Annotated in this window: 13 protein-coding genes; 6 read left to right on the plus strand and 7 right to left on the minus strand. The window is 62.0% G+C overall.

Translation table 11 applies throughout. The annotated features are described in order from the left end of the window. Position 1: 1 nt before the first annotated feature. The gene (locus EP237_RS21145) at positions 2–2,587 is read left to right on the plus strand and encodes a DEAD/DEAH box helicase (protein ID WP_127562814.1); all 2,586 of its coding nucleotides are present in this window, start codon (positions 2–4) and stop codon (positions 2,585–2,587) included. A gap of 84 nt (positions 2,588–2,671) precedes the next feature. Beyond that, positions 2,672–2,968, plus strand: a complete 297-nt coding sequence (locus tag EP237_RS21150) for a hypothetical protein (RefSeq protein WP_127562815.1) — start codon at positions 2,672–2,674, stop codon at positions 2,966–2,968. Positions 2,969–3,030: 62 nt separating this feature from the next. Here EP237_RS21150 and EP237_RS21155 read toward each other — a convergent pair whose 3' ends face one another. Then, on the minus strand, positions 3,031–3,528 hold the full coding sequence (locus EP237_RS21155) for a hypothetical protein (protein ID WP_127562816.1): 498 nt from the start codon (positions 3,526–3,528) through the stop codon (positions 3,031–3,033). A gap of 292 nt (positions 3,529–3,820) precedes the next feature. Here EP237_RS21155 and EP237_RS21160 point away from each other — a divergent pair, with 292 nt between their 5' ends. The 4 genes from EP237_RS21160 (at position 3,821) to EP237_RS21175 (ending at position 6,028) form a co-directional block, all read left to right on the plus strand. Then, entirely contained in the window at positions 3,821–4,138 is a 318-nt protein-coding gene (locus EP237_RS21160; RefSeq protein ID WP_127562817.1) for a hypothetical protein, read from the plus strand. Between the two features lie 139 nt (positions 4,139–4,277). Further along, positions 4,278–5,195, plus strand: coding sequence for a relaxase/mobilization nuclease domain-containing protein (locus EP237_RS21165; protein WP_127562818.1), 918 nt, complete (start codon positions 4,278–4,280; stop codon positions 5,193–5,195). 119 nt (positions 5,196–5,314) lie between these two features. Next, a complete protein-coding gene (locus EP237_RS21170) occupies positions 5,315–5,623 on the plus strand; it encodes a hypothetical protein (RefSeq protein WP_127562819.1) in 309 nt (102 codons plus the stop codon). 12 nt (positions 5,624–5,635) lie between these two features. Then, complete coding sequence (locus EP237_RS21175) at positions 5,636–6,028, plus strand: hypothetical protein (protein WP_127562820.1); 393 nt, start codon at positions 5,636–5,638, stop codon at positions 6,026–6,028. Here the strand turns inward: EP237_RS21175 and EP237_RS21180 are convergent. The 6 genes from EP237_RS21180 to EP237_RS21205 form a co-directional block, all read right to left on the minus strand. Then, positions 5,964–6,410, minus strand: coding sequence for a hypothetical protein (locus tag EP237_RS21180; protein ID WP_127562821.1), 447 nt, complete (start codon positions 6,408–6,410; stop codon positions 5,964–5,966). The two genes, EP237_RS21175 and EP237_RS21180, sit on opposite strands and share 65 nt — an antisense overlap. Positions 6,411–6,619: 209 nt before the next feature. Continuing rightward, on the minus strand, positions 6,620–7,495 hold the full coding sequence (locus EP237_RS21185) for a hypothetical protein (RefSeq protein ID WP_127562822.1): 876 nt from the start codon (positions 7,493–7,495) through the stop codon (positions 6,620–6,622). Beyond that, positions 7,495–8,679 (minus strand): hypothetical protein, encoded by a 1,185-nt coding sequence (locus EP237_RS21190; protein WP_127562823.1) that lies wholly within the window; start codon positions 8,677–8,679, stop codon positions 7,495–7,497. The genes EP237_RS21185 and EP237_RS21190 overlap by 1 nt, the downstream gene beginning before the upstream one ends. 414 nt (positions 8,680–9,093) lie before the next feature. Continuing rightward, positions 9,094–9,273 (minus strand): helix-turn-helix transcriptional regulator, encoded by a 180-nt coding sequence (locus EP237_RS21195; protein WP_127562824.1) that lies wholly within the window; start codon positions 9,271–9,273, stop codon positions 9,094–9,096. Between the two features lie 46 nt (positions 9,274–9,319). Next, entirely contained in the window at positions 9,320–9,940 is a 621-nt protein-coding gene (locus EP237_RS21200) for a hypothetical protein (RefSeq protein ID WP_127562825.1), read from the minus strand. Further along, a complete protein-coding gene (locus EP237_RS21205) occupies positions 9,910–11,178 on the minus strand; it encodes a tyrosine-type recombinase/integrase (protein WP_127562826.1) in 1,269 nt (422 codons plus the stop codon). Before EP237_RS21205 ends, EP237_RS21200 begins: the two co-directional genes overlap by 31 nt. Positions 11,179–11,388 lie beyond the last annotated feature (210 nt).

The following is an 11,388-nucleotide window of genomic DNA, read 5'->3' on the forward strand; positions in this document are numbered from 1 at the left end:
CATGAAGGCCCTCGATTATCAGGCGCGCGTGCTGGACACGCTGGACACCTACCTCGACAAGCTGAAGGCCGCGAAGGCGACCCATGACGCGCAGGTCGAGGCATTGAAGACCCTCGGGGACGCGGCGGCAGGGATGAAACCGGTCGATTTCGCGGAACAGGCTTGGTCGCAGATGAAGGCCGAGGGCCGGTTGCCCGCATCACGCGCGGACAAGCCGTTTTCGCCCCGGCTCGACGGGATCGGGCGCGTGGTCCCGAACGCGACCTTCAAGGTCCCCACCGGTGGCGGGAAGACCTATCTGGCCGTGAACGCCCTTAGCCGCATCTTCGGGCGCTACCTGGGCCGGAACGCGGGCTTCGTCCTCTGGATCGTGCCGAACGAAGCGATATACACCCAGACCCTGAAGCACCTGAAGGACCGGGACCACCCCTACCGTCAGGCGCTGGACCGGGTTTCTGCGAACCGGACCCGGATCATGGAAAAGGGCGACCACCTTCACGCGATGGACGTGGAAGGGCACTTGTGCGTCATGATCCTGATGCTTCAGTCCGGGAACCGCCAGAACAAGGAAACCCTCAGGATGTTCCGGGACCGGGGGGACGTGAACGGGTTCTTTCCCGCAGAGGGCGAGCAGCAGGCCCACGAGGCAATGCTGGAGGCCGTTCCGAACCTGGACCATTACGCCGACTTTGGGCGCATGGTGAAGGATAGCCTGGGGAACGCGCTCCGCTTAATCCGCCCCATTGTCGTGATGGACGAGGGACAGAAGGCGACATCCGCGCTCGCTTTTGAGACCTTGCACGGGTTCAATCCGATGTTCGTCCTCGAATTGACCGCCACTCCCAAGGACGTGGCAGGCCGGGACGGCGCGCCGGACCGGCTGGCGAACCTTCTGGTCGAGGTCACGGGCCGCGAGCTGCATCAGGAAGACATGATAAAAATGCCCCTGAACCTAGAAGCGCGTCAGGGGGACGACTGGAAGGCTACGCTGAACGCGGCGGTGGACCGGTTGGGCTTGTTGCAGCGGGCCGCGACCACCCACCGGGGCGACACCGGGCGCTACATCCGCCCGATCCTCCTGGTCCAAGTCGAACGGACCGGGAAGGACCAGCGGGACGGCACCCACATTCACGCCGAAGACGTGCGGGAATGGTTGCGAGCCGCCGGTTTTGATGATCCGGAGATCGCGGTGAAGACGGCGGAACAGAATGATTTGTCCCAGCCGGAGAACCTTGACCTTCTGTCCGAGACGAACCGGGTCCGCGTGATCATCACGAAGGCGGCCCTACAGGAGGGCTGGGACTGTCCCTTCGCCTATGTCCTCTGTTCCCTAGCAGCGAGCTCGAACCTTAGCGCGATGACCCAGCTTGTGGGCCGCATCCTACGCCAGCCCTACGCTACGAAGACGGGCGTTGACCTGTTGGACGAGTGTCACGTCATCACCCACCACACCGACACGGGGCGCGTCATCGCCGCGATCAAGCAGGGGTTGGAGAACGACGGCCTTGCTGATCTTGTGGTCGAGGTGACTGGCGGTGGCGGCGGCGGACAGGACCGTGTCGCGCGCCCCATTCCCAGACGTCAGGGGTTCGAGAAGCTGGACATATACTTGCCCCGGGTCCTTTGGACCGAGGGTGGCGAGGCCCGGGACCTCGACTACGAAACTGACCTGTTGGCCCGACTGGACTGGCGCGGCTTCGATCCGGGTCCGGTCGCGGCTCTGATACCCGATAACGCCCAGGAGGCGGCCGCTCAGATGCAGCGCATCGGGCTTTCGGACGACGGGTCAGAAATCATCGCCGGGAAGACGGCGTCCCCCGTCGCGGAGGACCGGGACTTCGATCCAGCCCACGCGGTCCGGCTCATATCCGACCTGGTCCCCAACCCGTTTGTCGCGCGCGACATTGTAGGGGGCATGGTGGCGGCGCTCCGGAAACGGGGGTTCGATGATACGAAAATGGGGCGATTGTCCGGGCTGATCAACGACACCCTGCGCAAGGGACTTGACGCGGACCGGACGGCCCGGGCCGAGGCACTGTTCAGGGATGACGTAGGAGCTGGTCGAATCCAGTTCCGCCTTCGTCTCGACGGGCGAAACTGGACGATGCCGCAGGCGGCGACAACGATGGAACCCGCCGGGTCCCGCGTCTTAGCGGGAAGCGACGGGTCCCCTGTCGGGGCGAGCCTTTTCGCCCCCTTCTATGAAGCGGACCTGAACGCCGAGGAGCGCGGGGTCGCGGTCATGTTGGACGAAGCGAAGACGATAAAGTGGTGGCACCGGAATGTGGCGAAGGCGCAGTACGGGCTTCAGGGGTGGAAACGCGGGCGCATCTACCCCGACTTCATCTTCGCCGTGTCTCGGGATAAAATGGACCGTAGGATCGTCGCCCTTGAGACGAAGGGCGATCACCTTCAAAACCCCGACACCGACTATAAGCGCGCGGTCCTCGAGCTTCTGTCTGACGAATTCCGATGGGATAGCGCCGTCCCCGCAGGTCAGCTTCAACTTCAGAACACGGGCGAGGTGATGGACTGTAAGCTGATCTTGATGTCTGATATCCGGACGCAATTGCCCAAGCTCTTGTGAGCCTTGGAGGCGTGGCACAGTTGTAACAAGCTGGCACTGGGTCGCGGCGGAAAATCTACGAATAAGCTCTTGAGGGGAACGACTATGCGAACTGATGAGATACGTGACGACGTACAGACCCTATTCCGTGGTTGGGAAATGGCGTCTGGAATATCGGGTTTTTGCGGCGAGCTCCTACGTGGGCTTCATCGCGGGGAAGGTATGGTCGATGTGCGTTCTATTCCGCTGCTTGACGCGGAGTATTTTAATGCCGCCGTAGGCCTGATGATCGCTGCACGTATTGGCCTTCCCATGAGCGGCATCAGAAGTTTCCTTACTGATCAGCAGTTCGCTTCGCTGTTCGACCAGGAACCTGGTTCAGATGCAGGTATCTCTATGTGACAGGGCGGGGTCTCTACAAAGGGCGGCGCGCAGCGGTCCCCACTAAGGGCGAGCAGGAGACCTCAAGATACCCGCCAGGCGGTCCAGCCGCAGACCGGGAGCCAGAAGAGGGTCCGGACGATAGTCAGCGGGGACCAGCCCCAGGGGGTATTCAAGACCCGTCGGGCCCGAAGCAGCGACAGTGTGACCGGGACGGTTTCGCCCGCGTCGATGAGTTGAATGAACCGGACCAGCGCCTCCTCGACCACATCATAGCCGTCCTCCCGATAGGCGCGCAGAAGGACCGAAAGGTCCCGCAGCGCGGGCTCCGCCTGAATGATCTGAAGAGCATCTGACCCGGCGTGCGTCAGCAGCTCATACCGGCGCTTTCCGGTTCCGGACCGCGTCGCCAGGCGAGCAATGGCGATCTTCGCGTGAAGGATTTCGTGACGCAGCAGCCAGTCCGCTTGCACCTCCCAGTCTACCCGTTCGAATACCCCCTCGCCGATCCAGATCACGCCCTCGGCGAACGCGGCGTCGAGAGCGAGCAAACCGCCGCCCCGAAACTCCGGTCCGAACATAATCCCTAACCGGAGCGGCATTCCCGTGGCCGCCCAGATTTTTAAACGGGCCCGGTTCCGGAAATGGATACTGGACCGGGTCCATGGCCGTGGCAGCAGACCGAGAAACGGAAGGTCCCGGAGGGGCTTGAGGCTTGAATGAGGTATCATATTACCCCATATATGAGTTAAGGGATCAGCGAGCAATGTTTTCAGACCCGAAACGGGCCCGAAAACTGTGCTGGCGCGAGGGTCGCCGGGGGCTCCGATAGTCGCCTTCGGCTCCGAAAATTTAACGGTCCGGACCGGGGCGATGAGACAGAATATTCTGAAAATCTATCTGGATGACGACGAGTGGAACCACGTCGTGGGCATGGCGGAAACGGTCGCCATGCCCCTGTCCGGTTTTGCTCGGACGTTCCTTCTCACCCAGAAGCCGCCCCGCCCGCGAGCCACGGGCGTCACCGTGGAGGCTGTCGCGGCGTTGAACCGAACTGGGTCGATCCTGAACCAGATCGCGAAGATCGGGAACTCCTCGAAGACGTTTTCGGCGGCTGAGGTTCGGGCCGTGGCAGCCGCGCGAGAGCGCCTGCTCGCCATCGCCGAACAATTTGAAGGAGGATCGATATGAAACGCACCACCACGGTCCGGAGTATCGCACTGGTCACCACGGCCCTGACAGCCGTGTTTGCGGGTCTGTTCGCCCGCCCAGTCACGAGATACGGCACCCGCCGTCGGACATCGCACACGTCCCGGCGAGGATCGCGGTGATGATCGGGAAGCTACGCAAGGGTGAGTCGTTCACCGGCCTTGCCCGCTACCTGACGAAGGGCGGGCGAGGACATGTCTTGGCCTTTGATAATCTGGCGTCCGACAACGCGGTGGCTGCCGCGCACGAAATGTCCATCGCCGCCGTCACGTCCCGCCGGACAACGCGACCGGTTTTGCATCTGTCGCTCAGCTACGCCTTGGGCGAGGCAGTCACGACTGACCAGATGTGTACCGACGCGCGCCGGGTGCTGATGGCCCTCGGGTTGGAAGGGCATCAAGCCGTGATCGTCGCACATGACGACACCGATCACCGACACGTCCATGTGATGGCGAACCGCGTCGGTCCGAACAGTAAGGCCGCATCAGATAGCCAGAGCTACGCAAAGGTCGAAGCGGCCCTCCGGAAGATCGAGGTTGAGCGCGACTGGGCCCCGGTTGTGGGGCGGAACGCACCGGCTCCTGCTACCGGGCGGCGCATGACTGGGCACCGAACCTCACGCGACCCGCGACAGCATCAGGTTCCGGACCGGGTACGCCGCTCCCTCCTGCACGCCGAAACATGGGCCGACCTACATCAAGGTGTTCGGGGGGCGGGCTGGCGCTTGGAGATCGTTCAAAAGGGTCGCGGGTCTGGAGCCCTTCTGGTAGGCCCCGGTGGCGAACGCGTCGCGGCCGGACGGATTGACCGGGCTGCGACTTTGACGAACCTCCGGCGACGTCTTGGGCGCGATCCTGAGGGACGCAAACGGTCGCTCGCTGCTCTCGCGAACAGCCGCGCTAAGGACTCGCGGCGCGCGCCCCTTAGCGCCGGGCATGTTCTGGCGGCGGCACTACGACCGATTTTGACGCATGGCCTTAAACCAACGCTCCGGCCCCGCCGCGCCGCGCCACGGCTGTCCGGCCTGCCCCGTCTCTAGCAGAGGAGGCCCGAATGGCCCGCATCCGGAAACCCACAGCAGATGAAGCACCTCGCCCGCCAGGCACTAATCCACACGACGGCGATGACCTCAGAAGGTTCATCAACTATGCCGGCGACATGATAGAGGCACAGGAGGCCGTCCGGGCGCGCCTAGCTGAGGCCACCGCCGCGCTAGAGAAGGCCGTTCTCGGCTATGACCGGACCGCACTGGCCATCGCCAAGCGGGAGAAGGAAGGTATCGCGGTTCGGCTGGAAACCGATATCGACGGCGCGATCCGCCGCGTCCGGTCCGCGCTCACCGGCCCGGTGATCCGAGCCGAGACTATTGCGCGCGAGGTCCGGTTCACCGCCGCGCTGGCCGGGCTAGCTGGGGGCTTCATCGGAGCAGGGGGCGTCGTCGCGCTGATGATGTTCCAGATCATATGAGGCAGGACGACCATGAAAAATTCACAAGCTATTGCGAACCTGATTACAGCGGCGGAGGCCACCGAAGACGCGCTGGATGAACTCGCCTGCCGCCGGGCCGCTGTGTGGCTTCGCTGGTGCGACGGTTTCGGCGCGACACTGACCCGCTCCGAAGTGGAGCGGATCGCTGTCCCTGGGGCCCTGGGTGAGGCGGCGCGCGGGCTGATCCGGCGGCTGGTCGAAGAATATCCGGGTCCGGTTGAGGATATTCAACTCGCCTGCCTTCATGAGGATGACGGGGCCCCTTGGTCGGTGGAGGCGATTGTGGACCGCGCCAGGGAAGCCCGGTCCGGCTCCGGAGCTAATGCGCGGATAGCGAGGTCCGGTCAGTCGTCCCGAACAGCGCCTGAATTTCCGCATCGCTGAAGAATTCAGAGAGTCCGGCGTCCGAAAGACGGCTGGGTCGAGAGCAGAGAGCAATCAGGCGCAGCGCGACAGGGCGATTAGCGGGGTCCAGGTGACGCAGCTCGAAAACATCAACCTGACCAGACTTCATGTGGATCGCCTTCAGGAGCTGAACGCAGATCACCGACGCGTGCGACCGGAACTGGGCAACCTCATACATCCGGCGAATATCCGCAGGCAGCTGCTTCGTGAGCTCTTCGAGCTCCATTTCCTCAGTGACGATCCGTTCAAGCATTTCATCCATTTCTTTCTCCTTTTCCTTTTCTAGTTGATCAAAGTTCAGCGGCAGGGCTGGCGCTGGCTTTTCGTGTAGCCAGCCAGTCCCCCCGGATTTTTTCAGCATGGGCGAGAGCGATTTCTGCCTCGATCCATGCGCCACAGCAGCCGCACCACAAGCGGCCATCGGGCCCGTATTTTTCCCAGCTCGACAGCTTGACCCACTCGGCAGGCGAAACGGGACGACCGGTCCAGGTGAGGGGTGACCCGCCCGGGGACCAGCCGTGCCGTCCCATGTCCGTCGGGCCCGAAGCCTCCTCGGCCCTTTTCTGAGGGTCACACATCGACGTCTCCTTTCGGCTGGGCGGTCAGAGCAGCGAAGAACGCGCCGGGGTCAGCTTCGAAGCGCGCGCTCACGATCAAGCTGGCATCGAGCCCCATGACCCGGACCGCCTGAGCTGTCCGAAATTCCCAGAGGGCCTGGCGCATGGCTTCACCGAGCGGAACAGCCCCCAGAAGGTGGATGTGAACGGCACGGTCCAGCGAGCACGGGCGGCTCAGGTCACCGCGCGGCCACGGAGCCCCGAGGAGGTTCTGAGCAGGACCGGTTGCCTCGCTGGGCCCATCAGCGATGAACTCGTGCTCCGCATCGAGCAGGCTTGCGACGGCCTCGGCCAGCGGTTCCGTGACGTTGAGGACCGCTCCAGCGACCCTCAGGACGTCAGCCCGGTCAGGGTAGAGGGACGACAGGGTCCGGCGGAATGAGGCCGCGAGCGCCTCTACGGCGACCTCATGCGTATGCGTGTACCGCCCCAGGTCACGTCCGAGCCGGGCGCACCACGCGGCGTCTTCGGCACCGTCCGACACGGCAGAAAGGACCCGCATGTAGTGGGGGAGCGCCCCACCGGCCAGCAACTCAGTCTCGACCTCAAAAAGATCAACGGGAGAGCAGTGGTCGAGGATGCCGGACCGGACGGCATAGCCTGCCGGGGTGGACGGTTTGCCGTGAAACCAGTCGACCAGGTCGCCCTCCCTCGGCGGCGGGGGAAGCGCATTCGGAAGCCTGATGATCGAAGGGAGTACCGTCCTTGTCGTATCGGGCTCAAAGAGCCGTGCCGCAAGGACCGGATGGCCTTCATGGGAAGCCATTTCGGTCGCGGGTCGCCGTGAGGTGCGGACAACCGCGGAAAGGTTTTTGCGCAGAATACCCATTATTCCCCTCCCTTCTCAGGTGACGACGAAGGTTCAGAGGGGTCGCCACGCAGGGCCGCCATGTCCTCGACGTATTCCAGGAGCTGGGACCGGGCCTCTTCGGTCTCTGCTTGCTGACGGTCGATCCAGAGCTGAAGTCGCTGGCGCAGTCGGGCCGCCTCCTCCTCGATCTCACGAACAGCGTCGAGCCCCTGCGCTGAGATGACATCATGCGCTGCGTCCGCCAGCGCGCCGGTTACGAATTCGACCGCCGAGTCGAGAAGGACTTCAGGCGCGATGGTCGCAGCGCGATAGTCGCCGCCGAACTCTTCATGAACGAGCTGGGCAGCCGCAGCACGGCAGAACGTCCGGGCGTACTGACGGAGCCCATGCTGCGCTTTCTCCCAGATCGTGCGGGGATCAGGTGTCTTAGGGATGCGTGTAATCGACAAAGACGTATCCTCCGCCTGGTCCGTGATCGAGGCCACATGGGCGACCATGTTGCGAACCCACAGGACGGACCCGAGCAAGGCACCGGGCCCTTCGTCACGGAGTACGCGCGCAAATCCGGCCTTGCGTTCGGGTTCAGGCCGGAAAGAAAACTCCACCCTGACCAGGTCCGAGTCTGCCTCCTGAGCATCAAGCTTGCCCTTAGCCACGCGCTCGAGGTCCTTCTGATAGATCTTCACAGAAGCCTCCCCCTTTCCCCAGTAGAAGGTCCGCCCGGTCTCACTCTCGATCAGGCGAGGCGCTGCCATCGAGGTGGCGGCAGAAACTGTACCGGCATAGTCGAGCAGCTCATCGAACAGCCCCGGCTTCGAAAAATCCCAGGAGACGTCGGCCCGAGCCAGCAGGACAGGGCCGAGGTCCTTCAATGCGGCGGCGGCGAGTTCCGCACATGCACCATCAGCGCCCGGGAGGTCGAGGTTCGGCATGTTGGTCTTGTGACCGATCCTGATTGTCGCCATCCGGTCCCCATTCGGATCGATGCCGAGGTGACACGCCCCAGGAAACCCCTCTGCGCCGCGCTTAATGCTCTGCTCCCTGAGGTTGCGCTTGACCGCCCAGGTGAAGAGCGTGGCCTCTGCTGCTGCGACCTCTTCGTCCCCGGTGAGACCTTCGGCCCGACAACCCTTGCCATCCGTCGCGTTAGGGATCGTGATCGAGAGCCAGTCGAAGAAGAACTTCTTCTGGAAGGCGGTCATCTCGGGCGATGTGGCTTTTGCGCGGCTTTGGCGCTGCTTTCGCCGCTTCCTGGGCTGCCGGGGGGCAGTTTGAGGCACCGTTTCGCCCTCAGAACTGGCCGAAACCGACTGGATATCACCAGTATTCGGGTTTACCTTCAGTGACTTAGGTTCATCGTGCCGCGAACCACCACCCGTGTTACTAGACGGGTGGTTAGAGGGGCTCGACGCGACCTCTTTCACAGACGCGGCGGGCGGGATTTCATCGCTGGGTTTAGGGTTAGTATTCGGCATGACAGTCTGTTCCGTTGACTGTCCGAGCGTGTTCCGCCATATTCCGATTAGTTAATCGTGGCGGGTTTTCGGACCGTTTCGCTTAGTCAGGCTGGCACCTGACGGTTCTAGGCCCCGGCGGCACGCCGGGGCCCGTTACGTTCAGGCGGCAGCCGCTTGATCGCGGCCCGGTTCCCAGTCTTCGATGTCGGAGAGCTTCCAGCGCGTGCAGCCAGGAGACAGGCTATACGGACGAGGGAAGTCTTTCGTTTTGACCCAGCGCCAGACGCACTGGCGGGAGATGTTAAAACGCGCGGCGACCTGTTTGTCGGTCAGATACATGTGCTGCACCCCTTTGTGTTACGGATGCAGACAAATATTCACACGATCACTTTCGGATCGTGTCCTTTACCAGTTTACTGGTCACGGACACACCGAGACCTGGGCGTTTTCCAGCGGCGTACTCTTGCTTTACACGGAGGTAGACAGCCTTGACCCCTCGAAATGTATTCGGGGTCAGGTCCCTTTTTGACATGGCCTTCGCCACAGCATCACAGCCGCTTAAGCCGTTGGTTTTGTTTTCATCATTTCTCGTAGCGGTAAGGCCGAAATCACGGAACGCGGCGACAAGATCATAAATGACTAGGTCGCGCTCTTGATTCTCGCCGGGCCAACCGCGCTTGAACCGCGCCGGAATTTTTGGCCGCTCAACCTGATCCGCAAGCCGCCGCCCCGTCCACACAGCCAGTGGAGATGGCAGCACTTGCCCCCTTTCAAGTATCAGGCCAGCTGCCTGAGATAGGGCGTCGTAGGACAGGGCTTGCGTCTCTGCGGCTCGTATTACCGAAAGCAGTGACGTATCATCACGGTTATCGCAAAAGTGGAGCACCATTGCCGCGAGTCTATCGACCTCGTTCGGCAGGCCCTCGATCTCTTCGAGCGCCTCGTAGGCGAAATCGACAGCTTCCTGGAAGCTGATCACGCGCCGGTTTTCAGTACCTTCACCCATCGATTCATCATCTCTTTGCGCTTCTCTAGGCGGTCTGACCGGTCATACGCCTGCGCCACCTTGCTCCCCACTTTATGGAGTAGGGCGACCTCAGCCATGTCTCCATCGAAAGTCGTATGATCAGATACCCAGACCCGAAATGTCGATCTAAAACCATGCGGGACAGCCCTTTTCTTGGTCTCACGGTCAACAAAGCCCGGACCGCCCCGTTTCACATCGGCGACGTGCATCGCGTCCATGAGGGCACCGAGCGCGCCATCCGAAAGTTCTCTCCCGCGAGACCCGGGAAAAATTAAAGAACTGCCTTGGAAACGGGGCACAGACTTGAGAAGCGAAATCATGTCGTCCGTGAGTGGCACCCTGTGAGGGCGTCCACCTCTATTTCGAGGCGGTATTTTCGACGCTCTGCGGCCCGGCTGAACCGTCCACAGGGCCGCCTCAAAGTCGACCTCATCCCAGGTGGCGAAGCGGATCAGCCCGGACCTAGAAACTGTCATCGCCTGAAAGGCGATTGCCAGAGGGCCCATCCCTTCACGAGTTTGAAGGTCACACCACCAGCGCTCCAAATCCTTCAACTGGACGGCTGGATAATGTTCTCTGTCCGCTACTGTGTCCGGGCTCGGCAGAACTTGGGAGAGGTTATCTTTCCATGCAGCCGGGTTTACGCCATCGCGATACCCTTTGACGGTGGCGAAGGATAAAATCTGGTTAAGGCGGCCTCGCAGCTTTGTCGCAGTCGCCGTCTTTTCAGACCAGATCGGAGACAGGACGCGTAATACCTCTTCTAGGCCGATATCCTGCACCGGCATGTTGTTCAGAACCGGGACCGCATACTTCCTGACCGCCCCCAACCACTGGGCCCGGTACCTTTCCTCTTTAAGTTCAGTCAGTTTTTCGGCAGCGTATTCCTCAAGCACTTCTGAAAAGGTCTTGCCACGTCTAGCTGCGCCCGCCAGCGCAGCTTTAACCGCCTTGCGTTCAGCTATCGGATCGCCGCCCGATCGGATCACAGCTCGGGCCCGAGCAGCCTCAGCCCGCGCGTCTGCTAGACCGACTTCCGGATACGGGCCCAGCCCCATTTCGCGGCGGCGACCACCGATTTTCGCGCGTAGCAACCACGACCGCCCACCAGTTTCACGGACCTGGAGATGAAGACCCGGCACACCGCCCACCGCATGAACGCCCGGCGGTAGCCGCTTGACTGCGAGCGGACTAAGCGACTTCGATTCCTTCGGCATTTGACCCGCCTTTCAGCCCGCCATAAAAATTAGATTAGTCGCGACTGTATGTTACTGATCGTTACTTGTGAATACCCTTTTCAGTTTCTTATCAGCCCCTTAGGTGACTGATTGTGTCTACATGTTACACACGAACGGAGAAGGTACTCGCCTCCAAAATACTGCCTGAGCCTCCCCATCTGAATTGGTCCGACGTTATGTTTAGGAAAC

The sequence above is a fragment of the Nioella ostreopsis genome (genome assembly GCF_004000255.1).
Lineage (GTDB): Bacteria > Pseudomonadota > Alphaproteobacteria > Rhodobacterales > Rhodobacteraceae > Nioella > Nioella ostreopsis.